Origin of the sequence: Myxococcus sp. AB036A (genome assembly GCF_006547355.1) — a bacterium.
Classification (GTDB): Bacteria; Myxococcota; Myxococcia; order Myxococcales; family Myxococcaceae; genus Myxococcus; species Myxococcus virescens.
Genome location: NZ_VHLC01000116.1, coordinates 1 through 25922 on the forward strand (window position 1 = coordinate 1; position 25922 = coordinate 25922).

Genomic DNA, 25922 nt, shown 5'->3' on the forward strand with positions numbered 1-25922 from the left:
CTCCCATCCCGCCGTCCTCACCGCCCAAAGGACCGTCGTCGCGTCCCAGGGCCTCACCGACGCCACCCTGCGCTTCGAGGCACAGGTGACAAGCCCCGGAGAGGGGGTGGTGAAGCGCGCCGACTACGAGCTCGTCGCCGACGGCCAGGTGGTGAAGACAGGCACCGCGACGCTGGACGTGGCGCTGACGCCCGGCGAGCCCACGGACCTCTCCTTCGAGGAGCGCGCGCCCTACGTGAAGAACGAGGACGACCTGGCGCGGCTGAGCGCCCAGGGAGGCACGCTGCTGCTCGCCCTGCGCGGCACCCTCGTCGTGCGCTCGGGAGACCAGGAGCAGACGATTCCCTTCGCCGCCAGCCGCGCGGCGCGGGTGCCCCGGCTGCCCACGGTGGTGGTGGAGGAGTTGGACGGGGCGCGCTACTCGGATGAGGAGGTCCAGCTCAACCTCCGCCTGGGCGTGCGCAACCCCAACCCCTTCCCGCTGCGGCTGGAGGGCCTGACGTGGACGGCGTCGGTGGCCGGCAAGACGCTGGACAGCGGCACGCTGGCGCAGGCTGACACCGTGGACGCATCCGCCACGGGCGTGTACCCGGTTGAACTGGCGGTGACGAAGGACACCTGGGGCCCGGAGGTGAAGGCGCTCATCTCCAAGGGGCTGCTGCCCTACGGGGTGACGGGTGAGGTGACGGGCCCGCTGCTGCGCGTGCCGTATTCGCTCACGGGCAAGGTGAAGCTGAACGTCTCCCGGTAGAGTGGGACGCCGTGCCCATCTACCTGTTGAGTGACGAGCACCCGGAGCTCTTCCCACCCCCGGAGCGCGCCGACAAGAGCGGCGTCGTCGCCGTCGGCGGTGACTTGCGTCCAGAGCGGCTGCTGGCCGCCTACGCCCACGGCATCTTCCCCTGGTACAGCGAGGGAGACCCCATCCTCTGGCACTCGCCGGACCCGCGCTTCGTGCTGTCGCCGGACAAGCTCCACGTGGGCCGCTCGCTGCGCAAGACGATGGCCCGCGGCGTCTACGAGGTGCGCTACGACACCGCCTTCCGGCGCGTCATCACCGAATGCAGCCAGGTGCCTCGGCCCGGACAGACGGGCACCTGGATTACCGAAGAGATGATGGAGGCCTACGTCACGCTCCACGAGGCGGGCTTCGCGCACTCGGTGGAGGCGTGGGCGGAGGGCGAGCTGAAGGGCGGCCTGTATGGGGTGTCCCTGGGCGCGGCCTTCTTTGGAGAGAGCATGTTCGCGCTGGCCCCGGACGCCTCGAAGGTGGCCTTCGTCACCGCGGCGGAGCGCTTCCAGGGCTGGGGCTTCCAGCTCATCGACTGCCAGGTGGAGACTGAACACCTGGCCCGCTTCGGCGCGGAGAACTGGCCCCGCAGGCGCTTCCTCACGGCGCTCGCCCGAGCGATGAAGGAGCCCACCCGGCGCGGAAAGTGGACGGAAGAGGCGGCGGCCGGCCCCTGAGCGCCCTGCGCTTTCGAAATGGCGCGGGCCCCTTTGAATATCGGAAGCGGCGGGCCGTCACGGTCCCACGCCACCGCCAGAGGAGCCGCCCATGCGATGGAGTTCCGCCCTGTTGCTGCCGCTGTGTCTCGCCACCACCGCCTGCGGCACGTCCGCGAAGCACCAGGCGCTGCTCGAACGCCGCGACGCCATCCGGCTGGCGGACGTCGAGCGCGAGGAGGGCGCCCGGGAGCAGTACCGCAGCAGCTCAGGCTTCCAAGACACGCGCTGGGGGATGACGAAGGACGAGGCCATGACCGCGCTCCCCATCCACGCCTGGGTCATCAATGCATGGGGGGACGTGCACGTCGCCGACGTCGTGGCCGGCCGCCGCGCGGACGCCTACTACGTGTTCGCCCAGGGACAGTTGGCCGAGGTCACCCTCCACTTCCGCGCGCCGGGCGCCGTCCGCGACAACTTCAACGCGGTGGCGGAGCTGCTCACCATGAAGTACGGCAAGCCCGCGTCCAGGGAGGACTCGGCGCTCGACGCGGAGGGGCGCCTGGCGCTGGCGCAGATGGCCAACAACCTCTCCGAGGCCTCGGCGAACTACCACGCGTGGCGCTCCGGCGTGCAGCCCAGTGGCCCCGCCGTGGACAACTTCGGCCGGCAGATGGAGGCCAACGCGAGGACGGACGCCGCCCTCGCGGTTCACGAATACCTGCTGCGGAGCACCTGGACCGAAGCCGAAACGGAGCTGCGGCTCACCGGCAGCCAGGAGCCCGGGGCGCGCAGCCTGACGCTCACGTACACGAGCCAGAGGCTCAAGCCCTACCTGTCCAAGGAGCTGGCCGTCCGCGACCAGCAGCGCAAGGTGCAGCAGTCGCGGGAGCTGTAGCCGCTCCACTCTGAAGGCGCCACGGGCGAGGACGCACCGCGGCGCTCAAGGACCGAGCGAAACGACCCAGTCCCCGGCGTACTGGGACGTCATGGGCGTGCGGGCCAGCGGCGGACAGCATTGGAAGTGCTCGTCAAAGCTCGCGATGTCCGCGCGCTCGGAGCGCTCCGCGACGGCACCGAGCAGCGGGTCCATGTGTCGCGAAGCAGGGAGCGCCCACTGCGCGAGGCGGCAATGCGCGAGCAATCGCCTCCAGTCCTCGCCGGCTCGGCAAGGACTCAACCCCGACGCCCCTACTTCTTGCACGGTGACAACGTGCGCTTCCCGTACGCCAGCTCCTCCTCCGTGGGGCTGCCGTAGCGCACCGCCTTCGGCGCCACCTTGGGCTTCGCGGCGTCATGGACGTTGAGCACGCCCAAGGTGCGGCTGAGGACGGTGCGCAGCCCGGTGCTGTCATAGAGCGCGCCGAAGAAGGCCCCGCCGGAGCGCATTGGAAGCGGCGCCAGCGCCCCCGCCGGCCGGAGCAGCAGCGCGGTGTGGTCCTCCGTGGCCCACTCGCAGGGGTCCTTCTTCCCGTCGTGCTTCATCCACGACACCGCGATGTCGAACACGGCGCTGCCGTCATCCCACCGGCTGCTGAAAATCTCCCACTTGCGCTGGCACTCCGGGGCCTCGCACGACGCGCGCTCGGGAATCACGTCCGACAGCTCCAGGGGCAGCCCCCGGCCCTCCTCGCTGGTGGAGTTGTCGTCGGCGCGGCGCAGCTTGCAGCCGGTGGGCGCGTCCTTCTGGCGCAGCGCCACCGGCGTGCCCGACAGCCGGCCCGGGGGCAGCACGTCGCAGTCCACCTGAAGCTCGGACATGAGGTACGTCTTGCGGTCCGCCTCCGTCCCCATCCGCACCGCCCACCACACCACGGGCACCGCGCGGCAGGCCGCCGAATCCGCCTTGCCGAACACCCACAAGGGCACGGACGGGTCCGGCGCGCCCAGCTTCCGGACGTCCACATCCTCCGGCACCAGCTTCACGCCGGAGCGGTCCCGCTCGCTATCCGAGAAGAAGCGGTCCTTCGACTCCGGGATGATGGCCTGGTGCGCCAGCCAGCCCGAGCCCGACAGTCCCACCAGATTGCGCGCCGTGAAGGGCACCACGTCGGGGCGCTTCGGACAGCCGCGCTCGGGCTCGGCGGCCGGAAAGGTGTCCACGTCATCGAACTGCGCGGACGCCACCAGGGGCATCAACAGCGCCAGGCTCGACACCCACGCCTGCGCGGTCAACCGGACTGCCAAACGCATCGGGCTCCTCCACGAAGAAGCGGCCGCGGCCGGCTGAGGCACACGGGCGAAAGAGGGAGCCTCCCGTCATACCGCATGCCCGCGACACGCCAAGCCGAAGCCCTCAGCGCTTGCGTGACTTCTTCGGCGGCGGCAGCACCTCCACCGGAATCTCACGCTCCGCCTCCACCGCGGGCGGGGCCGCGGCCGGCGCACCGGCGTCGGTGGGCTCGGGCGGCTTCACTTCCTGAATCTGGTCGTCCAGCGGCACCCGGCCCACGGAGCGGTGGAACAACTCCCACAGCGCCTTGCGGTGCACCTCCGGCGAGCCCGCGCCCGACACCACCACGCCCGCGCCGCTGTAACGAGCCTCCAGCCCCAGCGGCTTCAACCCCTCCCCCAGCGAAGTGAGCTGCTCCTGGAGGACAGGGAGCTCGAAGGTCAGCTCCAGCTCCCGGGCCACGAAGGCGTCCGTCTTCAGCAGCTCCAGCAGTGCCAACCTGCACGCGGAGTCCTTCACTGAAACACGGAGGGAGCGCTCCGCGCCGCTCGTCGCGTTCAAATCCGGACACGCCTTGCGGGCCGCGGCCAGCCGGGGCGCGGGGTCCTCCGGCAGCGGTGAGCCCACCGTGAGGCGCCACACGGCGAAGCGGCCCCCTGCGTACAGCAGGAGCAGCGTCCGGCCCTGCTTCTGGCCAGTGAGCAACAGTTCGTTGCTCCCGGGCAGCAGCTCCGCGTCCGCCACGGAGGCGTCCGCCACCTGGACCCAGTCCACGGTGTCGAGCTTGTGGAAGCGTTCCTTCCCGGGCTCCAGGGGAACGACCAGGTCCACCGGCCACGCACGCGCGAGCGTCGGGACGAGAAGGGCCAGGAGTGCTCCAAGAGCGTACATGCGAGCGGACATCAGGGCTCCAGCGCAGTGGTATGGACCCTTAGCACGGGATAAGAACAGGGCTCTATGCCTACCTGGACCCTCTGGGTCGCCTGCCTGGCGCTGAGTTTCGTCAGGGCACTTGTCGCCGCTTCGGAGTCCGCGCTCTACGGCGTGTCCGACCTGCGAGCACAGGAACTGGCGAACACGCAGCCGGGCCGCGCGACGCGCCGGGTGCTCCGCCACAAGACGGACCGCGAGCCGGTGGCCACGGCGCTGCGCCTGGGCATGGTGCTCAGCGGATTCCAGGCCGCGGCCATTGGGGCCTTCGTCCCGCCGCGCATGCTGGACTTCAGCCGCTACGGCGAATCCGCGTGGCTGCCGGTGGCCACCGTCGCCGCGGGCGCGCTGCTGGTGGGCGTGCTTGCCACGCTCATGGAAGTCACCATGCGCGGGCTGGCCAACGGCAGCCCGGAGCGCTGGGCCCTGCGGCTGTCGGGCTTCACCTCGCTGCTGGTGACGGTGCTCTACCCGCCCATGCGCGTGGCCATGGCGGTGCTCAACCTGATGGCGCGCACCTTCGGCCGCACGCTGCGCTTCGAGCCGCCGCCCCCTCCGCTGGAGGAGCTGGAGAAGCTGCTGGCCGCCCAGGCTGCGAAGAACGAGGTCGACAAGAGCGCCCCGCAGCTCATCCGCTCCATCTTCGAGCTGTCCGACAAGCGCTGCCGCGACGTCATGGTGCCGCGCACGGAAGTGGTGACGGTGGACATCACCATCACCCCGGACGAGCTGCTGCGCCTGCTGGCGGAGGAGAACCACTCCCGCATCCCCGTATACCGGGACGACGTGGACCACGTCATCGGCGTGCTGCACGCGCGCGACATCATCCCCCTGCTCCAGCACCCCGAGCTCATCGTCCTGCAGGACATCATCCGCCCGGCGCACTTCGTGCCGTGGATGAAGCCCATTGGCGACCTGCTCAGGGACATGCAGAAGCAGAAGATCCACATGGCCATCGTCGTCGACGAGTACGGCGGCTTCATGGGTGTGGTGACACTGGAGGACATCCTCCGCGAAATCGTCGGCGACATCGGCGACGAGTTCGAGGTGGAGGAGAAGCAGGTGGAGAAGCTGGCGGACGGCAGCTTCCTGGTGGACGCCGCGCTGGAGGTGGACGCCTTCACGCAGACGTTCGGCTTCCCCCTGCCCGAAGGCGACTTCGACACGCTGGGCGGCTTCCTCTCCTCCATGGCGGGCCACCTGCCCGACGTGGGCGAGCGCTTCGCCTACAGCGGCTGGCAGTTCGTCGTGGCGTCCAAGGAAGGCCCCCGCATCGACCGCGTGCGGATGTCGCGCGTGAAGTCTGGCCTCACCAAGGACGGCAAGGCCGCGGAGTCCCGCGACGGGCTGGGGCGCGAGCTCGGCCGCGAGGAACAGGCCTCCGCGAAGAGCTGAGGCCCGGAGCGGCACCGGCCCCACTCCGGGGCCGGTCCTCACCCGCTACTGGGACCAGTAGCACTCCAGCGTCTCTCGCGCGGACTTGCCAATCAGCTCGCAGTTCTCGAAGCGGGCGCGCTCGCTGCCTCCGAGCTGCCTCCCGTAGCGGTCCGCGAAGCGCCGGAAGTAGGCATCCGGAAGCGCCTTGGAATCGAGCCGGAAGTCCGCCGGTGGGGCGCGCTCGAGCTCCAGCCGGAAGGCAATGCCCCGCCCGGCGACGAGCCGGCGGATGCTGGCCTCGTCGGTGATGGCCTGCTCCACCAGTTCGTTGAGCGGCTGCCCCAGCGACACGGCGCCGTCCTCTCCGGTGCGCCCGGTGCGCCGCGCGGCGCCCAGGGAGACGCTCCAATGCAGCGGGCCCTTGAGCGCGAAGGTCCGCTCATCACAGCGTTGAGAGCGCTCCTCTTCGACCTCGCTGGTGACGACCTCCTCCTGGCTGACGTCCTCTTCGGTGAGCGCCGTCACCAACGGGTAGATGGAGGCGAGCGCCAGCACCACGCCGAGCGTCATGGTGATGTCAACGTCGTCATCGGACGAGCCGTCGGACATCGCCATCAAGACGCCGCCACCTCCGAGCATCGCGAGCCCGCCGAGCAACGAGCCCATGGGCGGGCTGGTCGTCGTGTCGATGCGCTTCTTGCTGAACTCGGTGGAAATCTCGGTGCAGGTGGTGCGCTTCACCGCGACGCGGCCCACGTAGGACGCATCCACGACGCTCTCCAGCGTGTCGCGGTGGGTCTCTCCCAGGGACGCCTCGCGCAGGCGCTCGCCGCGCACGTACTCGGACGTCGTGCTGCAACCCGCCTGGGAGAAGAGCAACGCCGCCAGCCCCGCAGCCCCGAACCTAGAAGAGCCGGTTGCGCGCATCTTCCATTGCCCCACAAAGCCGCGAGTAGTGTTCGAGCGCCCGCTCCAGCCGCAGGCTCTTGTCGACGTCCGTCTGCCGTCCGGGGACGAAGTCCCGCACCGACGTCACGGAGAGGTCCACATAGGGCAGGCTCTGGAACTTGCCGGTGGGCTCCGCGCAGTAGCGGTTCTCCGCGCTGCACTTGCGGAACATGGAATATGTCCCGGTGTGCTTCTCCTTCACGCGAAGCCGGAGCGTCGCATCGTTCCCACCGTTGAGCCGGATGACCTCGATGGGCAGCAGCAAGCCGCGCAGGTCGACGATCTCCGTCCGCTCACGGGGCTTGTCCAGCACCATGATGCGGCAGTCCTTCACCGTGACGTGCACCTCCGAGTCGTTCCACGCCTCGATGTGCTCGCGCAGCCACGCCTCCGTCTGCGCCTTCGTTGGGTCGACCTTGCGCGAAGGAGCCGGAGGCTCAGGGGGAGGCGACTTCTCCGCGGCCAGCACGCTGCTGGAGCCCAGCAACGCCAAGGAGATGGGAAACACACATTGTCGGAAAAGCGACATGGCCAGCACGCTGGCACGTCACAGCGGCCGCCGGCAACGGACAACTACCATGACACCACATGGGTGGCGTCGACCCCACGCAAGAGCGGCGGCCTCAGTCCCCGTCCAGCGGCGGCACCCAGGCCAGCGGGAGCACGCGCTCGGACCTGAAGGGCGCGCGCCGCTCGGTGCCGCCAAAGCGCAGCACCACCCCGCCCTCCACCTGCACCCGCCGGGGCACCGGCTCCGGCCCGCCCTTGGCGCGCGCGCTGGCCAGCGGGAAGAGCACGCGCAGCGGGGCGCTCCCATCCGCCGCCAGGGGCGCCGCCACCTGCTGGGTGCCCACCGCCACGCGGCGCCCGTCCACCCGCAACGTGAAGTCCACCGCGGCCAGCGTGGCCGCGTCCGAAGCGGGGTTCGTCACCGCCAGGTCCAGGTCCAGGACACCGGTGCCGTCCTGCCGGAAGTCCACCTGGAAGCCCACCACGCGCACGGAGTCTTCATAGGCCCGCGGCCGGAGGGGCACCGAGCCCAGACACCCGGACACGGCGAGCCCGCCTCCCAGCAGCCCCAGGATGACGGCGCGGCGCGAGCGCATCTCAGCCCCCCAGCAGCGGCTGGAGCGCCTCCACCGTCAGCGGCCAACCCGCGCGCCGGGACAGGGACTCCAGCGCCTTGATGAACTCCGCCGCCGTCTGGAAGCGCCGCGCCCGGTCCGCGAACAGCGCCTTGCGCGCCACCTGCACCGCGTAGTCCGGCAGCTCCGGAGAGGACGTCAGCAGCGGCACCCGTGCGTCGCGCACCTTGTGCATCAGCTCCGCCTCGTGCTCCCCGGCGAAGAGGCGGCGACCGGACCACAGCTCCCAGAGGATGATGCCCACCGCGTACAGGTCCGTGCGCGCGTCCACCGGCAGGCCCAGCACCTGCTCCGGGCTCATGTAGGGCAGCGTGCCGCGCAGCGCGCCGGAGTCGCCGCGCATCAGCCCCTCCACCTCCGCCACGCCGAAGTCCGTGAGCTTCACGTCGCCGTTGATGCCCAGCAGCAGGTTGGCCGGATTCACGTCGCGGTGGACGATGGTGGCGCCGTTCTCCCCCACCTTGGCCCGGTGGATGTAGTCCAGCGCCTTGAGCAGACACCAGGCGATGTAGCAGGCGGACTCGGGCGGCATGGCCGCGCCGGCCTTCACCAGCAGCTCCTGCATGTAGCCCAGCGTCCGGCCACTCACGAGCTCCTGCACCATCAGGTAGTCCGGCCCCGCCTTGAACAGGCGGTAGGTGCGGACGATGTTCGGATGGCGCAGGCGGACCGTCAGCTTCGCCTCGTCGACGAAGGCTTTGACGTAGGCAGTGTCGCTGCGAAACGACGGGTGCAGCCGCTTGATCACAATCTCGTCCGGTTCACCCGGTGAGCGCTGCGTGGTGACCCGGGCTCGCGCCTGGTACACCTCCGCCATGCCGCCCACCGCCAACCGGCCGACCACCTCGTAACCACCCAGGTCCGGAGCATCCGCCACGGCACAACATTACTGCGAATTTCCGTCCGCACCCACTATTCCGCCACCAGGTCGTGGAAGAGCGCCTCGTAGCGGCGGCCGGACGCCCCCCAGGAGAAGTCCTTCTCCATGCCCCGGCGCCGGAACTCGTCCAGGCGCGACGGGTCCGCGTAGAGGGCCAGGGCGCGGCGGATGGCCGCCAGCAGGGCGGACTTGTGGAAGGCCTCGAAGAGGATGCCGTTTCCGTCCAGCCCTCCCTCCACCGTGTCCACCAACCCGCCGGTGGCCCGGACGATGGGCACCGTGCCGTAGCGCAGCGAATACATCTGGTTCAGGCCGCACGGCTCATAGCGGCTGGGCATGAGGAAGAAGTCCGCCCCCGCCTCCACCAGGTGGGAGAGCCCGGGGTCGAAGCCGATGTGCACGCCCACCTGCTTCGGGTAACGGGCCTGCAACGCGAGCAGCCCTTCCTCCAGGGGCCCTTCGCCACTGCCCACGCCGACGACGCGGATGTCCGCGTGGAGCGCGGCCGGCAGGGCCTCCAGCAGCAGGTCCATGCCCTTCTGCCACGCCAGCCGGCTGACGAAGCCGAACACCGGCGCGGGGCCGTCCTCCAGTCCGAAGCGGGCCAGCAGCTCGCGCTTGCACACGGCCTTGCCGGACAGGTCCTTCAGTCCGTAGCGGGCCGGGAGGAAGGCGTCGTCCTCCGGGTTCCACTCGTGCGTGTCCACGCCGTTGAGGATGCCGTGGAGCCGGTGCGCGCGGTGGCGCAGCAAACCGTCCAGCCCGTAGCCCTGCTCCGGCGTCTGGATTTCCCGCGCGTAGGTGGGGGACACGGTGGTGAGCGCGTCGGAGAAGACGAGCCCCGCCTTCAGGAAGTTCACCGTGTCGTGGAACTCCAGCCCGTCATGGGCGGTGAACAAGTCCCAGGGCAGCGCCAGGTCCCCCATCACGTCCTTGGGGAACTGCCCCTGGTAGGCAAGGTTGTGGATGGTGAAGACGCTCTTCGCGTGCGCCAGCGGCCCCGTCTGGAAGCCGCGCCGCAGCGCCACCGGCGCCAGCCCCGTCTGCCAGTCGTTGGCGTGGATGATGTCCGGGATGAAGCGCAGCCGCTGCGCCGCCTGGAGCGCGCCCACGCTGAGGTAGGCGAAGCGCCGGTGGTTGTCGGCGAAGGCGCCCCCCGCGTCTCCGTAGAGGCCGTGGCGGTTGCCGAAGAGGAACGCGTTCTCCAGGAAGAGCACCTCCAGGCGCTCGGACACGCGGGCGGAGAGAATGGGGCCCGACAGCTCGCCGAAGGGGAAGCGCAGCAGCAGGGACTGGCCCGTGGGCTCCAGCCGCTCCGCGCCTCGCAGGTCGCGGTAGCGCGGGGTGATGACCTTGACGTCATGGCCCAGCGAGGCAAGCGCGGCGGGGAGAGCCCCGGCCACGTCCCCCAGGCCCCCCGTCTTGGAGAACGGGGCCACCTCCGAGGAGATGAAGAGGACATTCATGTGCGCACATTGACGTGTGTGCCGGATGAGTCAACCGCGAAGGTGCACACCTGCCGCGCGCCCCTTATGTTGCACCGCGTGATGATTCCTCCAGACCCCATCCAACGCTTCGCGGAGCTCTTCGAGCGGGCGAAGCAGGCCATTGCGGTGGACCCCAACGCCATGGTGGTCGCCACCGTGGGGGATGACGGGCGCCCCAGCGCGCGCGTCGTCCTGCTCAAGGACTTCGATGCGCGCGGCTTCGTGTTCTACACGAACCACGAAAGCCGGAAGGGCCACGAGGCCCGCGCGCATCCCTACGCGGCGCTCTGCTTCTACTGGCAGCCCTTGAATGAACAGGTGCGCGTGGAAGGCCGCGTGGAGCGCGTCACGGACGCGGAGGCGGACGCCTATTTCCAGAGCCGCGCCCGCGGCAGCCAGGTGGGCGCGTGGGCCAGCCTGCAGAGCCAGCCGCTGGCGACTCGCGAGGAGCTGGAGGCCCGCGTGGCGGAGGTGGAGCAGAAGTACGCCGGCCAGTCCGTGCCGCGCCCACCGCACTGGTCCGGCTTCCGCGTGGTGCCGGACCGCATCGAGTTCTGGCACGCCCAGGAGAGCCGGCTCCACGACCGGCACGTCTACCTGCGCGAGGACGGCGGCTGGCGCACGCAGATGCTCTACCCATGAGGGCACGGCTACCAGGGCACTTCGGTCCCCTGGTAGTCGAAGAACCGGCCGCTGTGCTCCGGGTTCAGCCCGTCGATGACCCGCAGCATGCCGCGCACCGAATCCGGCGCCGGCAGCGTGGCGTCCGGGCCGCCCATGTCCGTCTGCACCCAACCGGGGTGGAGCAGCACGGTGACGAAGCCCTCCGGGCGCAGGTCCGTGGACATGGAGCGCACGGCCATGTTCAGCGCGGCCTTCGACATGCGGTACGCATAGGCCCCGCCGTCGGTGTTCGCCGCCAACGAGCCCATCCGCGAGGTGACGTGAGCCACCCGCCGCAAGGCGCCTTGCCGCAAGCCCGGCAGCATCGCGCTGGTGACACGCAGCGGCCCCAGGGCGTTGATGGTGAACGTGCGCGCCATGTCCGCGTAGTCCACGTCACCCAACGCACACCACAAGCCGGAGACACCGGCGTTGTTGATGAGCACGTCCACGGGGCCGGTACACACGTTGGTGGCGAACGCGCGCACGCTGGCGTCGTCTCCCACGTCCAGCGCATGGATGCGCAGGCGGTTGCCCGCCTTCTGTTTCAACGGCTCCAGCCGCCGTGCTCCCTCTGGCGACCTGACCCCGGCTTCGACGGTATCGCCCCGCAGCAGGAGCTGCTGGACGAATTCGAAACCAATCCCCCTGCTCGCTCCGGTGATGACGTAGCGCATGCATGGCATTAACGCGCTGAATGCCTTCCGCTGGCAAAACACGCGCGATGACGAGCAGGGAGTGCACGCTGGTAACCGCATGCACCACATGCAGAGGACACATCAGATGAATGTCGCCGTCGTGGGAGGTGGGATTTCGGGGTTGGCCGTCGCGCACGGTTTGCGTTCGCGCGGTACGGCTGCCGTGCTCCTGGAGACATCCGCACGTCTTGGAGGCGCGGTGGGCACGCATGCGCGTGCTGGCTACCTGGTGGAGCAAGGCCCCAACAGCTTCCTGGATCGCGAGCCCGCGACGCGAGCGCTCGCGGCGGCGCTGAACCTCGAAGGTCGAATCCGCGTCGCCGACCCTTCAGCGAAGCGTCGCTATGTCTACACGCGAGGCCGACTCCGGTCGGTGCCGGCTTCGCCGCCGGCGTTTCTGACTTCGGACATTCTTCCGCTGGGCGCGCGGCTGCGAGTCGCCGGCGAGCTGTTCTCCGGCCGCGCGCCGGAAGGCACGGACGAATCGCTGGCCGCGTTCGGCCGCCGCCACCTGGGCCGCGCGGCGACGCGGGTGCTGCTGGACGCGGTGCAGACGGGCATCTACGCCGGGGACGTGGAGCAGCTCAGCGTCGAGGCCACCTTCCCGATGCTGGTGAAGCTGGAGCGCGAGCACCGCAGCCTCATCCTGGGCGCCATCCGCGCGCAGAAGGCCCAACGCAAGGCGCTGCCCGCGGGGGACGCGCCGAAGCTGTCGGGCGCGCTGAGCACGTTCGACGGCGGCCTCCAGGTGCTCATCGACGCGCTGGCCGCATCGCTGGGTGACACGGCGCACGTGAGCGCGCGGGTGGAAGGCCTGACGCGCGTGGATGGCGGATGGAAGCTCGCCGTCGAGGAACATGGACGCCGCGCGGAGCTGACCGCGAACCACGTGGTGCTGGCGGTTCCCGCGTTTGTCGCAGCGCAGCTGCTGCGCCCCCTGGATGACGCGCTGGCGGAGCAGGTGTCCCGAATCGAGTACGCACCCATCGCGGTGGTGCACCTGGGCTTCGACGCGGGCACGCTTCCGGCACCAGACGGCTTCGGCTTCCTGGTGCCCTTCGAGGAGAAGCGGCGGCTCCTGGGCGCCATCCACGCGTCCACCACCTTCCCCTTCCGTGTCGAGGGCGGCCGCGTGCTCTACACCTGCATGGTGGGCGGCGCGCGTCAGCCGGACCTGGTGAAGTTGGACGAAGCAGAGCTCGCGGCGCTGGCGCTCGAGGAGCTGCAGGCCCTGACAGGCGTGACGGCCCGGCCCACCTTCACGGAGGTCTTCCGCTGGCAGCGGGGCATTCCCCAGTACAACGTGGGGCACCTGGCGCGGATGGCGGACATCGACGCGGCGCTCCAGCGCTGGCCCGGGCTGCACCTGGAGGGCAACGCCTACAAAGGCATTGGCCTCAACGACTGCATCCGTAACGCGGCGCGGCTCGCGGCTGCCCTCGCGGACGAGGAAACCGTTCGGAAATAGCGACTGCGACCGCTCGTTGTCAGGGAGCGACCGCTCGGGCCGGAGGCGTCAGCGTAAACCAGGAAGACGCGTCAGACTGGCAGTGCATGCTTGTCGGAGTCAGGAGCCCCCCGCCATGTTCGCCCTCCCCTCCCCTGTCCTCGTCGTCGCCGCCATCGTCCTCTTCCCCGTCGTCCTCGCCGGCAGCATGCTGCTGGACGCCTTCGAGACGGAGCTGGAGGAGCGCCCGGCGCAGTGACGCGGCCGGCGGTGTACGCTCCCGCTGGCGCATGCTGGAAACATCGGAAGGCTCCATCGTCCGCGCCACCCTGCGGGCCCTCGTGGAGCCCCGACGGCTGCTGCCCATCCTCGTCGTCTCCGTCACGCTGATTACCGCGCAGGTGCGCTTCAGCCACGCGCCCCTCTGGGCCGCGTTCGGGCTGGGCCTCCTGATGTGCCTGCTCTTCATCGCGGTGGCGCCTGTCTCCTACCGCGTCCTCTTCCCGGAAGGCCTGGACCTCAGCCATGGCGGCATCCGGCTCCTGCTCTACGCCACCGTGGGCAGCGGCGTGGTGCTCACCTCCGGCTTCGTGCTGCCGAAGCTCCTGGGCATGGGGCCCACCTTCCTCACGCAGCCCACCAACCTCGCGGTGTGCGGCGCGCTCTTCCTCGTGGGGGGCTGGGGCCTGGGCCGTGACATCGGCTTCGAGGAGAGCCTCACCCGCGAGCGCGCCCGCGCCGCCCGCTTCGCGCTGGAGGCCGAGCAGGCCCAGCTCCTCGCGCTGCGCAGCCACCTGGACCCGCACTTCCTCTTCAACACGCTCAACGCCATCGCGGAGTGGTGCCGTGAGGACGGCGCCGTCGCGGAGACCGCCGTGCTGCGGCTGTCCACCATGCTCCGCTCCGTGCTCGCGGGCGTGCGCAGCGCCACCTGGCCCCTGGCCCAGGAGCTGGAGCTCATCCGCACGCTCTTCGACCTGCACCTGCTCCGCGACCCGGACCTCTTCCAGCTCACGCTGAACATCCCCGCCGGCATGGGGGAGATTCCCGTCCCGCCGCTCGTGCTCCTCCCCCTGGCGGAGAACGCGGTGAAGCATGGCCCCGCCGCCGGCCACCGCGGCCCCCTGTCCCTGGACGTCACCGCGCGAGGCCACGAGGTGGAGGTCGCCATCGAGAACCCGGGCCCCTCCCGAGGGCCGCGTGAGGGCAGCGCTGGCCTGCCCACCGTGGAGCGCCGCCTGGCTCTGGCCTACGGCGGCGCCGCGCGCCTCGTGCTCGACGGCGGCGAGGCCCGCACCCGTGTCACCGTCACCCTGCCCCGCACGGGCCCCCAACCTGGAGTCCTCACCTGAGCGCCCCACTTCGCGTCCTCATCGCCGATGACGAACTGCTCGCCCGAAAGCGCCTGACGCGGCTGCTCGCGGCGCTCCCGGACACGGAGGTCTGCGGCGAGGCCTCCGACGCGGATGGCGTCCTTTCCGCCGTGCGCGCGGGCGGCGTGGACGTGGTGCTGCTGGACATCCACATGCCCGGCCTCAGCGGCCTGGATGCCCTGGCCCTGCTGCCGGAAGGTGGCCCGCGCGTCATCCTCTGCACCGCCCACGCCGAGCACGCCGTGCAGGCCTTCGAACATGGCGCGGTGGACTACGTGCTCAAGCCCGTGGAGCCCGCGCGCCTTCAGAAGGCCCTGGAGCGGGCACGCGCACGCGGTCCGGCCACAGCATCCACGGGCACGGTCAGCAACCCACCGAAGCCACCTGGCACGCCCGCCCGCGGCCTGGGCCGCCTGCCCATTCCCACGCGGCAGGGCATCGTCCTGGTGGATCCAGAAACCATCTCCCACGCGTCGCTGGAGGACGAGCTGGTCACCGTGTTCACCACGCAGGGGGACTTCCTCACCGACTTCACCCTCAACGAGCTGGTGGAGAAGCTGCCGTCCGAGCACTTCCACCGCGTCCACCGCCGCGCGCTGCTCAACCTCACGCACGTGGCGCGGCTGGAGCCGCTGGACACAGGTGGCTACCTGGCGCGCACGCTGCGAGGCCACGCGGTGGAGGTGAGCCGTCAGTCCGCGCGCGAGCTGCGGCGCATGTTGGGCCTGCGTCGCGGCGTCGAGGAAGAGGGCTGAAGAAAGACAAAGGCCCGCGCTCCGATGCATCCGCGCGGGCCCGACTGCGGGTGACGACTTAGACTTACTTCACGCGCACTTCGACGCTGATGACCTGGCCACCCTCGTTGCGCGAGAAGACGACGGTGCCGCGCTCCGTCCAGACCGGCCCGAAGCCCGTGCCCAGGCTGTAGGCCGTGGCGACGTCGTAGTTCCTGTCGAAGGTGATGACGCGCACCTCGCCGTCCTCACCCGGCCGCAGGCTGGTCGTCGTGTAGACGATGATGCGCCGGTCCGCATCCCACTCCACGGTGCCGCCCAGCGCGGGGTTGGGGATGTAGGCCGAGCTGAACTGCGAGGTGCCCACGTTCGTCAGCTGCTTCAGGTCCTTGCCGTTCTCCTTCACGAGCCACAGCGAGGGCACGCCCGAGCGCCGCGTGGACTGGAACAGCACGTTGCGCCCATCCGGCGTCCACACAGGCTCGCTGTCATCGAAGCCCTGCGTCACCCGGACCGACTTGCCCGAGTTCGCGTTGAGCACGTACAGCTCCGAGCTCCGCACCACGTCGCCCTCGCGGTATCCATCCGGCAGCTTCGCATACGCCACGCGGCTGCCATCCAGGGACACCTCGGGCGCACCGGTGCGCTCCGCCACCAGGTGCGAATCGCCCTGGTGGTCCATGCGAATGAGCTGAAGCGAGGTCGTCTGATACACGATGATGCGCCGGTCGGCGGACTCGGACGACGGCTCCACCAACGACTGGGACGCCACGCCAGGAGACTCGGCGTCCGCGAGCGCCTCCGCCTCCGCCCCACCGCACGCGGCGAGCAGCAGCGAAGAAGCCATCCACATCGCAAGGTTCCTACGGGGACTACGGCAGCGGACGTCAGTCGGATGCATACGGTCCTCTGGGTGGAATCCACCTACCAGCGCGGGGTTGACAGGTTTTACAGTCCGCGCTCACGGGTATTCCAGGTCAGAACACCATAACAACCCGGACCGTCATAAATGCTACCCGCCGACTGGACGCGACACCGCCCCACACCGCGTCACGGTGACGCGAAAAGTGCGGGAACCTGGGTCGCATCCGCGCCAAGGATGTCTGAGAGGACCCGGGACGCCTGAATGGGGACGGCGATGCCCGCGCGCGCGCACCGCGCGGCTTCGTCCAAGGTGAGCGAAGGCGTGGAACAGTAGGACTCTCGCCAGTGCTCGGCGAGCTGCCGGGAGAAGGCCACGCGCAGGGCCTCCACCTTCGCCTCGAGCCAGACCTCTGCCAGGGTGAAGTTCGGCCGCTGGGGCCGCACGTTGCCTTCCTTGAAGGCGACGTCGTGCTCGTGGCCGGACTCGGAGAGCTGGTCCTGCAACGTCACGGTGAAGGGCCCGCGCCGGGCGTCCAACACCACGGACGAAGCCACCGTGACGTGGTGCGCCTGCGACAGCCGCAGCGCGTGGTACTCGAAGGTCCTGGGGACGTCGCGGTACCGCGTGACGGGCACGGAGTAGGTGTGCGTGTGCTTGGTGTACTTCGTCACCTTGCGCGTCTTCGTCTTGCCGTTCTTGTCGGTGTACTCCTCCTCCGCCTCGTAGGGCTCCTCGATGGTCTCCGTGCGGTCCTCATGGTCCGTGTACGGCACGCTCTCCGTCCACGGCGCGGTCAGCTCCACGGGGTGGCTGTCGCGCTGGGTGACGAAGCGCCCCTCCAGGCTGAACACCGGGCGCGCCGAGCCTCCCGGCGCGAACCAGGGCGAGGACTCGAAAGCCTGGGTGAGCCGGGCCTCCAACTGCGCCTGTTGTGCCTCGTCCAGGCCCTCCACGGTGCCCGTCCAGGAAGGCGGGCCGAACAGCTCGGGCGCCGTCGCGGGGCGCGGCGCGTACTCCCGCCAGTGGCCGCAGTAGCGGAACACCAGCTCGCGCCAGTGCGGGCTGTCATCCGTGCTGGTGTCCCGCAGCCGCTGGCAGGACGTCTTGCCACTCTGGAGCACCAGCCACTCCATGTCGCGGGAGATGAGGGCCAGCTCGCTGTGCGCCAGCAGCGGCTGCTTGCGGCGCAATGTCTGCTCCGCCGTGAGCGCGTGTCCCTGGCGCGCGGGGTTGCCGACGAGCCGCTGGAGATGACGGCGTGTGCCATCCACCTCCTCGCGCAGGGAGCTCTCCAAGCCGCCATTCAGCTTCGAGTTCCAGGCCGTCCGGTGGTTCAGGAAGCGCAGGAGCCACGCCTCCGCTTCTTCGTCATCCCCTTCCAGGCGCGCCTCCCGCGCGTTGCTCAGCAACTGCGCCAGCGCGCGCGAGCGCAGACCCTCGCGCGCCAGGAGGAGCTCCTGGTCATAGGGGCTCTGCCGGATGAGGTCGTCGTAGATGGCCGCGGCCTCCACGAACATGCCCTTCTGCGCCAAGGAGTCCGCGCGGCCGCGCAGGGTGGTACAGGCACACAGAACCAACAAGGAGACGAGGAGGAGCCGGGCCATGGTCACGAAAGCGCGAGTCGCGTGCGTCCGGTGACGGACGTGGCGGCGGGATATTCACGGCGCGCAGCGCTTTACCGCACACCCCGGGCGACAGGCTACTCAACCGGCCATGTATGGACAGGCGCTCCAGATTCGGAGCGCTGGAGATAGCGCTCCAGCATCGCCGCCAGGGCGTCCCGCCGGGGCATTTGTGACTCCAGCCGCGCCAGCATCTGCCGCTGCCAGGTCGCGCCCGTCCGTCGCAGCACGACGCGCCGTTCGAGGATGCCCAGCAGCGTGTCCGCCTCCTCCGCGTCCACACCCGCGCGAACCAGGCCCTCCCGGGCTTCGGGGAGCAGCCGCTTCACCAGCTCCGTCGCCGCCATCGGCTGCGGACTGGGCGCCGTGGAGGAGGGCCACAGCAGCTCCGCGTCCAGGCCCTGCCGCGCGGCGCGGATGAAGTTGCCGTACGCGTGGACGAAGGGCAGCGCGGGCAGCAGCGCATCCACGCGCTCGGCCAGCGCCAGCGTGAGGCCCAGCAGGAAGGCGCCGTTGGCCATCATGTCCACCACCGTGGGCCCCGCCGGGAGGGCGCGGAACTCGATGCGCAGGTGGCCTCCCTCCTTCGGGTCGTAGATGGCGCGGTTCCAGGTCCACACCGTGCTCTGGTGCAGGCGCAGCTCCTCCAAACCCGGCACCTCGCCCGCCGCCACGCGCTCGCGGAGGGGCTCGTCGCCCGACACCGGCAACAGCGGTGGATGCAGCGCCACCGCCTCGGCGAACAACTCGTAGGCGCCCTCGCGCACCCAGCCATGGCCGAACGACACGCGCGCGTGGGGCTGAAAGCCGCCCTCTCCGGGCTCGCCCCGGTCGTCCACCGCTTGCCGGAACAGGGCCACGCGCGTCTCGTCCCACAGCTTCCGTCCCAGGAAGAGCGGCGAGTTGCCCGCCGCCGCCAGCACCGGCGCCGTGGCGAGCTGCGCCGCGTTGTACATGCGCGCGAAGTCACCCGGCGCCACGCGCAGGTGATACTGGAGCGACGTGTTCGCGCCCTCCAGCGTCACGTCCTTCCAGGTGAGCGACAGCGCCTCCTCCTCACCCCGAATCGATACATGGAACGGCGCGGACCGGCGCTGACGAATGGCGGTGGACATGGCGCGATAGCGCGGCTCGCTCGTGAGCGCGCCGCTGCCCAAGTCCGCCTCGCGCAAGGTGGGGAGGATGCCGATGACGGCCACGCGCGCGCCCAGCGTGGACGCGGCCCGGCGCACCGCGGCCACCGCGCTCTCCACCTCCTGGCGCAGCGCACGGAAGGACCTGCCGGCCAGCGGGCACGGACGCAGGTTCACCTCCAGGTTGAAGGCATCCAGCTCCAGCGTCACGCGGGGGTCTTCCGCGCGCGCCAGCACCGCCCGGTTCACCGGCAGTGGGAAGCCCAGGCGATCCACGAGGTACAGCTCCAGCTCCGCGCCCACGGTCGGCGCCCCCACGCCGAACCCCGGACGCGCCAGGAGTGCCCGCAGCGCCTCCAGGCTCTCCGCCAGCCGCCGGGAGAAGCGCTCGTGGTCCTCCGGACGGAATTCCTCCTGATGGATGGCCATCCCCATGAAGGCTCAAGGTAGGCATGGCCGCCTGCCCGGCCACCCGGCACCTGCCAGACCGCCCCGCAGGGCAGGGTCAATGTCCACGACTGGCAACGGGCACGGGTAGGTACGCCCGCGCCCGGTGTGTTATCTCGGGGCCTGGTCATGCCGTCCGACACGTCCGCCAACCTGTACGATTTGACGCGGCCCGCGCTGGGAGCGCTGCTCTCCGGTTGGGGCTTCGGCCCCTACCACCGCGACCAGCTCTGGACCGCGCTGTACCGCCGGCACGCGACCACCTTCGACGAACTGGACGGCCTCAAGCCGGAGCTGCTGCGCATGCTGCGCGAGCACACGCGCCTGGGCCAGCTGGCCACCCACCACGAGTCCTTCAGCAGCGACGGCTTCACGCACAAGCTGCTGCTGCGCCTGGACGACGGGCAGACCATTGAAACCGTGCTGATGCGGTTCAAGGGCCGCGCCACGGTGTGCATCAGCACGCAGGCCGGCTGCGCCATGGGCTGCGTCTTCTGCGCCACCGGACAGATGGGGCTCTCACGCCACCTGACGCCCGGCGAAATCGTGGGGCAGATACTCCACGTCAACCGCATCCTGCGCGCCTCCGGCGAGACGCTGCGCAACGTCGTCCTCATGGGCATGGGCGAGCCGCTCCACAACTACGAGCACACGATGTCCGCGGTGGACGTGCTGGTGGATGCGCTGGGGCTCGCCATGGGCCCACGCTTCATCACGCTCAGCACGGTGGGCGTCGTGCCCGGCATCCGGCGGCTCGCGGATGAAGAGCGCCCCATCCACCTGGCCGTCAGCCTCCATGGGGCCACCGACGCCGAACGCGCGGCGCTGGTCCCCGCTGGACGCCGCTGGCCCCTCAACGAGCTGATGGACGCGTGCCGCTACTACAGCGAGAAGCGCAAGCGCCGCATCTTCTTCGAGTGGACGCTCATCTCCGGCCGCAACGACACCGCCGAGCACGCGCACACGCTGGGTCAGTTGCTGCGCGGCATGGACGCGCACGTCAACGTCATCCCCCTCAACCCCACGGTGGGTTACGACGGCGGCCCCAGCCGTCCGGAGTCCGTGCGCGCCTTCCAGGACGTGCTCGCCACCTATGACGTGCCCAGCACGGTGCGTCAGCGCCGCGGCATCGACATCGACGCGGGCTGTGGCCAGCTCAAGGCCACCGTGGAACGGCGTTCACGCCGTTCACTTCCCACCAGCGCCTGACGCATTCCTGAAGGCCCCACGCCTGCTGTCCGCCCAGGCCCCGGGTACGAGCGCACTGTCTCGAACGTCGAAGCGCCCGAGCGCCGCGCGAGGAGAGCTCACGCTCGCATGCCCGCCACACCGCGGGCCCTTCGCGCGAAGCGCACGCGCCATGACGCGAAGGCCCATCCGTCAGGGTCCTGAGTTACACCCCGAGCGGTGCGTCGTGTCGGTGGCGGACGCCCATGTCGATTGCGGGTGGTGCCCCTTGCACGCGACACGGCCATGGGCACATTCTTTCCATCGGCTTCCCCGGGGAGGTGGGCGATGCTTTCCATCCAGGAGCACGCAACGGTGGATGAGGCGAGCAGTGAGCTGCTCGACTTCGTTCTCGAGCCGTACAACTGGCTGTCGCTGCCACGAACAGGCATGGACCCGGCAGCATGGCCCGGGCAGAACACGCTCTATCAGCGCCGCGTGGGGTCGCTGCGCATCTGCGCGTCCGTGGACGTGGCGGCCACGCTGGACGTTTTCCTGCACATCGCCTTCCGCGCACCGGGCCTCACGCCGGTGAAGGCGGCGGACCACCTGGAGAGCTTCCTCAAGCAGCGGCTGCCACTGACGCCCAACTCCGAATGGCAGGTGGAGGTGGACGAGCGCCGGTGGATTCACTTCTCGCGGCGCTACGCGGGCCCTCACCTCAAGGCGTGAGCGGCTCCAGCCGGTAGTGGCGCAGCGGCTGCGCCACGTTCTTCACGGGCGTCTCCGTCAGGGGCCCGAAGCGCAGGCCCTGGAAGAAGGGCTCATCCGAGCCCACCAGCGCGTCATGCACGCGGTCCATCACCAGCGTCTCCCGGAAACCCGCCAGTGACTGGAGGCGGGCCGTCTGGTTCATGCCGCTGGAGAAGGCCGTGTACTGACGGTTGGGCCCGAAGAGGCCGCAGTTGGCGTTCGCCAGGTTGACGCCCACCGCCACACCCAGGCCCGGCAGCTTCACGCGCTCACACAGCGCCGCCACGTCCTCATGCGCGCCCAGCGACGCGGTGAAAGCCTGGATGTCACACGCGGCCCGCACCGCCGCCTGCGCGCGCTCGCGTGGCGTGCTCTTGAAGAAGGGCGGCCCGAAGAGGCCGATGACGCAGTCACCGACCATCTTGTCGAACACGCCGCCGTGCTCCCAGATGCAGCCCACGGCGCGCTGACTCCACTCATCCACGAAGCGGCCGATGTTGCGCGGGCTGTCGAAGCCCTGCTCGCAGATGCGGGTGAAGCCGTTGATGTCCGCGAAGAGGATGCCCACCTCCTGGTCCTGCGCCCGCAGGTGCTGGGCATAGGCGGGGTCGTGCAACAACGCGTCGATGATGGCGTTGGGGAAGAACTGCGACAGGTGGATGCGCTCGCGGTTGTAGTCCTGGAGCCGCTGACTCAGCGTGGACGCCAGCACCCGGATGAGGTCCATGGCGTAGGAGGAGAAGCCGCTGTCGTTCCACACGACAATCTTCCCCAGCGGGCCCTGTGAGGCGGCGCCGGAGATGAGCACGGCCTCGGTGGTGCGGCCGGAGAAGAGCTGCCGCAGCGTGGACTCCTCGCTCAGGAGCAGCCGGGGGCCGTGCTGGCGGATGGCCGCCTCCAACCCCGCATGGGACTGCTCGCCGCTTTCGAACGTCAGGTGCCCGTTGCGATAGGTGCGGTAGTGCAGCACGTGCGGCTGCACTGCGTCCCGGTACAGCAGCAGGAAGCCTGGCAGGCGTATGCGCTGCGCCAGCGTCAGCACGGCCAGGTCCATGCCCGCTTCGAAGACGGGGTTGGCCAGATGGTTGTTGCACTGGAGGATGAGCTGGTGCTTCTCCGACGCGGTGTGCACCAGGCACAACACCGTGTCGAACTGCTCCGCCACGGTGTCCAGCACGCGCAGCAGGCGCGCGGAGGAATCCGGCGCGGTGGCGTCGTCCGCGAAGAGCAGGCCGAACACGCCCACGCGCGTTCCCGCCACGTCCAGGGGCTGGCTGACCAGGGTGTCCGCCCCCAACCGGCGCACGCCCACGGCACCTTCCAGCAGCGCGCCGGGGTGACGGTCGCTCCAGTCCCCCTCGTTCCACGTCTGCTCCACCAGCTCCTCGTCGCGCGTGGTGATGGCCACGGCCTTGGCGCCGGTGAGCGAGAGCACCAACGGGAAGCAGCGCTTGAAGGTCTGCGTCAGCGTCTCACGCCCGCGCAGGCTGTCCTCCAAGGCGTCATCCACCGCGCGCTGGAGGGTGCGCAGCGCCTTGTACTCCTCCAGGGTGATGTTGGTCATCGGCTGCCCTTCTATCGCCGCCCGGGCGGTGCTGTCACAGGGCGGGCGTCTGTTGCTGGCCGCCGGACACCTGTCCGTCCGCCACGTCGATGAGCCAGTACCCCTCGTGTCCGGATTCGGTGGAGGAGCCCGCGCCGAAGACATGGGGCCGGTCGGCGGTGGCGGGATGGTGGTAGCGCCGGTGGATGTGGCCGTGCAGCACCGCGTAGCGCGGGCCCGGCAGCAGCTTCAGCAAGGCGTCCGCGTCCCGGAGGCCATGGTGCCAGCGGTCCGGTCGCCCATGGGGATTGAGCGGCGCGTGGTGCACCACCACCAGGATGGCGCGCCCCTCCAACCGGGCGTCCTTCAGCAACGCGGCCAGGCCTCCGAGCTGGGCCTCACCGATGACGCCGTAGGACAGGCCCGGCGTGCGCGGCACACGGGCAGACAGCAGTCCCACCACCGCGGCCTCGGTGCCCAGCAGCCGGACGAAGGGAAAGGCGCCCTCACGGCGGTACTCCGGCAGGTCGCTCTCCAGCAGGTGGCCGAAGTACTTCGCGAAGCGCCCGGTGCGGTGGCTCCCGGGCGTGAAGACGTCATGATTGCCGGGGATGACGGTGCAGCGGCGGGGGTCCTCCGCCAGCGCGCCCAGGGACTGGCGGGCGCCGCTGAACTCAGCGTCCAGCGCGTACGCCGTCAGGTCGCCGGAGAGGATGAAGTGGTCCACCTGCGCGGCCTGCGCGTCCCGGGCAATGGCGGCCAGCGCCTGGGGCGCGCGCGCGTACCGCCGGGCGCGGCCTCCCACGGTGAGCTCCACCAGGGCCATCCAACGTCGCCAGCCCAACCGGTGCAGCGGAAGCGCGAAGTAGTCCTCGGTGATGTGGACGTCGGAGCAGTGGGCGATGCGCATCGAGGGGTTTTCCGCCAATCACGGCGAACGTAGCACCCACCTCCGGGGGCGTCGACGAAGCAGGCCACGGGCACTGCGGCGGGCCCCCCGCGTCGGTTATGGTCCCCCGCGACGATGATTCGCTCCGCGTGCCCGCACGCCCTCCTTCCCCACGGACCTCGGGGGCGCCCATGAGCCAGGTTCGAGGCCGCTTCGCCCCCAGCCCCACCGGGCGCATGCACCTGGGAAACATCCGCAGCGCGCTGCTCGGCTGGCTCCAGGCGAGGGCGGCCCACGGCCGCTTCCTCCTGCGCATCGAGGACCTGGACCGCGCGCGCTGCAAGCCGCAGTACGTCGACGACCTGCTGCGCGACATGGAATGGCTGGGGCTGGACTGGGACGAGCAGCCCCTCTTCCAGAGCCAGCGGGACGGCCTCTACCGCGACGCCCAGGCCCGGCTGGAACAAGCAGGGCGCGTGTATCCCTGCTTCTGCACGCGCGCGGAGATTGCACGGGCCGCCAGCGCGCCTCACGGACTCTCCGACGAAGGCCCCCGCTACCCGGGCACCTGCGCGCACCTCACCCGCGAACAGATTTCCGAGCGCGCCCGCACGCGCGCGCCCGCGTACCGCTTCCGCGCGAGCCCCGGCGAGGTCCGCTTCGTGGACGGCTTGCAGGGCCCATACTCGCAAGACGTGGACGCGGTGGTGGGCGACTTCGTCGTGCGGCGCAACGATGGCGTGGCCAGCTACCAGCTCGCGGTGGTGGTGGACGATGCGGCCACGGACATCACCCACGTGCTGCGCGGGGACGACCTGCTCTCCTCCACGCCCCGGCAGCTCCAGCTCTACGCCGCGCTCAGCCTGCGCGCGCCCGAGTTCCTCCACGTCCCGCTGGTGCTGGGCGAAGACGGCAAGCGCCTGGCCAAGCGCGAGGGTGCCTTCGCGCTCGCGGAGCTGCGTGAGCGTGGCGTGGCTCCCGAGCGGGTGCTGGGCCTGCTCGCCTCATGGAGCGGATGGGGAGACGGTGGCCCCCTGACGCTCGCCGAGCTGGTGCACAGCTTCCGTGCCGAAAGACTGCCGCGCGCGCCCGTCGTCGCGGGTGAGGCCGCGCTCCGGGAAGCACTCGGCCTGGGGTGAGCCCGGGCTCCGCCCTCCTCCACGGCGAGACATCCGGGCGCGGCGGAATCGTGCCTCCGCTGCCCCATGGCCATGTTTGCCGTGAACACGAGCGCCTTCTTTCCGCTCGAGGCGCTCCCAGGCATCAGGAGGGGCAGCACCATGGCAGCCATCGTCGAGAACCAAGCGCCCGGCGTCATCCCCGCCGTGGCGGGCAACCCCTACAAGCTGAGCTGGGGCGCCATCTTCGGAGGCGCCTTCGTCGCCCTGGCGCTGTGGCTTCTGCTGAACTCGCTCGGACTGGCGCTCGGGCTGTCGGCGGTAGACCCCAACAACCCGGGCAGCGTCCGGGCCGCGGGCATCGGCACCGGCATCTGGAGCGCCATCGCGCCGCTCATCGCCCTCTTCTGCGGCGGCTTCGTCGCCGCGCGCTCCGCGGGCCGGCTGGACAAGGGCGGCGGTGCGCTGCACGGCGCGGTGATGTGGGGCCTGACGACGCTGGTGGGCACGGCCTTGCTGGGCATGATGCTGTCGTCCGTCATCGGCACCGCGCTGCGCGCGGGCGGCGCGGTGATGGGGGCCACCGGCTCTGCGGTGGCGGGCGCGGCCTCGGGAGGCGGACAGGCCGCGCAGGCCTTCGGGTTGGATGCCAATGACGCGCTGGGGCCCATCAACCGGCGCCTCCAGGCGGAGGGCAAGCCGACCGTCACCGCCAACCAACTCCAGGCCGCCACGTCTGAAGTCCTCAGCACCGCCCTGCGCACCGGCAACCTCGACCAGGAGGTGCTCGTCACGTCCATCGCGGACAACACGCGCCTGTCGCGCCAGGACGCGCAGGAAATCGCGGGCCGGGTGAGCGACCAGTTCACCGTGTTCCGGGGCAAGGTCGGCCAGGTGGGTGAGCAGGTCCAGCAGGGCGCGCTGCAAGCGGCGGAGCCCACCAGCCGCGTCTTCTGGGGCATCTTCGCGTCACTGCTGCTGGGCCTCATCTCCGCGATGCTCGGCGCCACCGTGGGCGTGAGCCGCCGCCAGCGCATCGCCGCTGAAGGCGCCGTCATCACCACGCCGCCCACCCGCCCCACGG

27 protein-coding genes are annotated in these 25922 nt (G+C 70.3%); 13 read left to right on the forward strand and 14 right to left on the reverse strand.

Features of this window, described 5'->3' with window-relative positions; genetic code table 11:
* From FL344_RS32580 to FL344_RS32590, 3 genes are all read left to right on the forward strand, one after another.
* Positions 1–751 (forward strand): LEA type 2 family protein (locus FL344_RS32580; RefSeq protein WP_228565538.1); only part of this gene is annotated, 751 nt, incomplete at its 5' end.
* Positions 752–762: 11 nt separating this feature from the next.
* Entirely contained in the window at positions 763–1467 is a 705-nt protein-coding gene (gene aat, locus FL344_RS32585) for a leucyl/phenylalanyl-tRNA--protein transferase (protein ID WP_090484714.1), read from the forward strand.
* A 91-nt stretch (positions 1468–1558) separates the two neighbouring features.
* A complete protein-coding gene (locus FL344_RS32590) occupies positions 1559–2344 on the forward strand; it encodes a hypothetical protein (protein WP_141621273.1) in 786 nt (261 codons plus the stop codon).
* 45 nt (positions 2345–2389) lie between these two features.
* Here FL344_RS32590 and FL344_RS39490 read toward each other — a convergent pair whose 3' ends face one another.
* The 3 genes from FL344_RS39490 to FL344_RS32605 all read right to left on the reverse strand — a co-directional run bounded on the left by FL344_RS39490 (position 2390) and on the right by FL344_RS32605 (position 4522).
* Complete coding sequence (locus FL344_RS39490) at positions 2390–2539, reverse strand: hypothetical protein (RefSeq protein ID WP_228565539.1); 150 nt, start codon at positions 2537–2539, stop codon at positions 2390–2392.
* 98 nt (positions 2540–2637) lie between these two features.
* Positions 2638–3639: a hypothetical protein gene (locus FL344_RS32600; protein ID WP_141621274.1), complete on the reverse strand. Its 1002-nt coding sequence runs from the start codon at positions 3637–3639 to the stop codon at positions 2638–2640.
* Positions 3640–3742: 103 nt separating this feature from the next.
* Positions 3743–4522 (reverse strand): pilus assembly protein N-terminal domain-containing protein, encoded by a 780-nt coding sequence (locus FL344_RS32605; protein WP_141621275.1) that lies wholly within the window; start codon positions 4520–4522, stop codon positions 3743–3745.
* Between the two features lie 54 nt (positions 4523–4576).
* On the opposite strand from FL344_RS32605, the gene FL344_RS32610 reads away from it, so the two are divergent.
* Positions 4577–5944 carry a hemolysin family protein gene (locus FL344_RS32610; protein WP_141590383.1) on the forward strand — a complete coding sequence of 456 codons (1368 nt, stop codon included), beginning with the start codon at positions 4577–4579 and terminating at the stop codon, positions 5942–5944.
* A gap of 45 nt (positions 5945–5989) precedes the next feature.
* On the opposite strand, the gene FL344_RS32615 is transcribed toward FL344_RS32610, so the two are convergent.
* The 5 genes from FL344_RS32615 to glgA form a co-directional block, all read right to left on the reverse strand.
* Positions 5990–6853, reverse strand: coding sequence for a hypothetical protein (locus FL344_RS32615; RefSeq protein WP_228565540.1), 864 nt, complete (start codon positions 6851–6853; stop codon positions 5990–5992).
* The gene (locus FL344_RS32620) at positions 6831–7382 is read right to left on the reverse strand and encodes a hypothetical protein (protein WP_228565541.1); all 552 of its coding nucleotides are present in this window, start codon (positions 7380–7382) and stop codon (positions 6831–6833) included. The genes FL344_RS32615 and FL344_RS32620 overlap by 23 nt, the downstream gene beginning before the upstream one ends.
* A gap of 115 nt (positions 7383–7497) precedes the next feature.
* A complete protein-coding gene (locus tag FL344_RS32625) occupies positions 7498–7980 on the reverse strand; it encodes an LEA type 2 family protein (protein ID WP_141621277.1) in 483 nt (160 codons plus the stop codon).
* Between the two features lies 1 nt (position 7981).
* Entirely contained in the window at positions 7982–8896 is a 915-nt protein-coding gene (locus tag FL344_RS32630; RefSeq protein WP_090484741.1) for a serine/threonine-protein kinase, read from the reverse strand.
* A 35-nt stretch (positions 8897–8931) separates the two neighbouring features.
* Positions 8932–10365, reverse strand: coding sequence for a glycogen synthase GlgA (glgA, locus tag FL344_RS32635; RefSeq protein WP_141621278.1), 1434 nt, complete (start codon positions 10363–10365; stop codon positions 8932–8934).
* Here glgA and pdxH point away from each other — a divergent pair, their 5' ends adjacent.
* Entirely contained in the window at positions 10366–11028 is a 663-nt protein-coding gene (gene pdxH, locus FL344_RS32640) for a pyridoxamine 5'-phosphate oxidase (RefSeq protein ID WP_141590389.1), read from the forward strand.
* A gap of 8 nt (positions 11029–11036) precedes the next feature.
* Here pdxH and FL344_RS32645 read toward each other — a convergent pair whose 3' ends face one another.
* Positions 11037–11726: an SDR family oxidoreductase gene (locus FL344_RS32645; protein WP_141590390.1), complete on the reverse strand. Its 690-nt coding sequence runs from the start codon at positions 11724–11726 to the stop codon at positions 11037–11039.
* Positions 11727–11805: 79 nt separating this feature from the next.
* Here FL344_RS32645 and hemG point away from each other — a divergent pair, with 79 nt between their 5' ends.
* The 4 genes from hemG to FL344_RS32660 all read left to right on the forward strand — a co-directional run bounded on the left by hemG (position 11806) and on the right by FL344_RS32660 (position 15322).
* The gene (hemG, locus tag FL344_RS32650) at positions 11806–13215 is read left to right on the forward strand and encodes a protoporphyrinogen oxidase (protein ID WP_141621279.1); all 1410 of its coding nucleotides are present in this window, start codon (positions 11806–11808) and stop codon (positions 13213–13215) included.
* A 115-nt stretch (positions 13216–13330) separates the two neighbouring features.
* Positions 13331–13453: a hypothetical protein gene (locus tag FL344_RS39865; RefSeq protein WP_020478232.1), complete on the forward strand. Its 123-nt coding sequence runs from the start codon at positions 13331–13333 to the stop codon at positions 13451–13453.
* 31 nt (positions 13454–13484) lie between these two features.
* A complete protein-coding gene (locus FL344_RS32655) occupies positions 13485–14546 on the forward strand; it encodes a sensor histidine kinase (RefSeq protein ID WP_141621280.1) in 1062 nt (353 codons plus the stop codon).
* A gap of 20 nt (positions 14547–14566) precedes the next feature.
* Positions 14567–15322, forward strand: a complete 756-nt coding sequence (locus FL344_RS32660) for a LytTR family DNA-binding domain-containing protein (protein WP_228565545.1) — start codon at positions 14567–14569, stop codon at positions 15320–15322.
* A gap of 64 nt (positions 15323–15386) precedes the next feature.
* Here the strand turns inward: FL344_RS32660 and FL344_RS32665 are convergent, their stop codons facing one another.
* The 3 genes from FL344_RS32665 to FL344_RS32675 all read right to left on the reverse strand — a co-directional run bounded on the left by FL344_RS32665 (position 15387) and on the right by FL344_RS32675 (position 19356).
* Positions 15387–16154: a hypothetical protein gene (locus FL344_RS32665; protein WP_228565542.1), complete on the reverse strand. Its 768-nt coding sequence runs from the start codon at positions 16152–16154 to the stop codon at positions 15387–15389.
* A 197-nt stretch (positions 16155–16351) separates the two neighbouring features.
* On the reverse strand, positions 16352–17770 hold the full coding sequence (locus FL344_RS32670) for a hypothetical protein (protein ID WP_228565543.1): 1419 nt from the start codon (positions 17768–17770) through the stop codon (positions 16352–16354).
* Between the two features lie 95 nt (positions 17771–17865).
* The gene (locus tag FL344_RS32675; protein ID WP_141621284.1) at positions 17866–19356 is read right to left on the reverse strand and encodes a glutamate-cysteine ligase family protein; all 1491 of its coding nucleotides are present in this window, start codon (positions 19354–19356) and stop codon (positions 17866–17868) included.
* Between the two features lie 141 nt (positions 19357–19497).
* On the opposite strand from FL344_RS32675, the gene rlmN reads away from it, so the two are divergent.
* Both rlmN and FL344_RS32685 read left to right on the forward strand, forming a co-directional pair.
* Complete coding sequence (rlmN, locus tag FL344_RS32680) at positions 19498–20577, forward strand: 23S rRNA (adenine(2503)-C(2))-methyltransferase RlmN (RefSeq protein WP_141590396.1); 1080 nt, start codon at positions 19498–19500, stop codon at positions 20575–20577.
* Between the two features lie 306 nt (positions 20578–20883).
* Complete coding sequence (locus tag FL344_RS32685; protein ID WP_020478233.1) at positions 20884–21267, forward strand: hypothetical protein; 384 nt, start codon at positions 20884–20886, stop codon at positions 21265–21267.
* On the opposite strand, the gene FL344_RS32690 is transcribed toward FL344_RS32685, so the two are convergent.
* Both FL344_RS32690 and FL344_RS32695 read right to left on the reverse strand, forming a co-directional pair.
* Positions 21257–22852 (reverse strand): adenylate/guanylate cyclase domain-containing protein, encoded by a 1596-nt coding sequence (locus tag FL344_RS32690; RefSeq protein ID WP_141621285.1) that lies wholly within the window; start codon positions 22850–22852, stop codon positions 21257–21259. The two genes, FL344_RS32685 and FL344_RS32690, sit on opposite strands and share 11 nt — an antisense overlap.
* Positions 22853–22886: 34 nt before the next feature.
* The gene (locus tag FL344_RS32695; RefSeq protein WP_194863338.1) at positions 22887–23741 is read right to left on the reverse strand and encodes a metallophosphoesterase; all 855 of its coding nucleotides are present in this window, start codon (positions 23739–23741) and stop codon (positions 22887–22889) included.
* Between the two features lie 170 nt (positions 23742–23911).
* Between FL344_RS32695 and gluQRS the strand changes: the two genes are divergently transcribed.
* A complete protein-coding gene (gene gluQRS / locus FL344_RS32700) occupies positions 23912–24859 on the forward strand; it encodes a tRNA glutamyl-Q(34) synthetase GluQRS (RefSeq protein WP_141590399.1) in 948 nt (315 codons plus the stop codon).
* Positions 24860–25000: 141 nt separating this feature from the next.
* Positions 25001–25922: hypothetical protein (locus FL344_RS32705; RefSeq protein ID WP_228565544.1), on the forward strand; the 922-nt coding region annotated here is incomplete at its 3' end.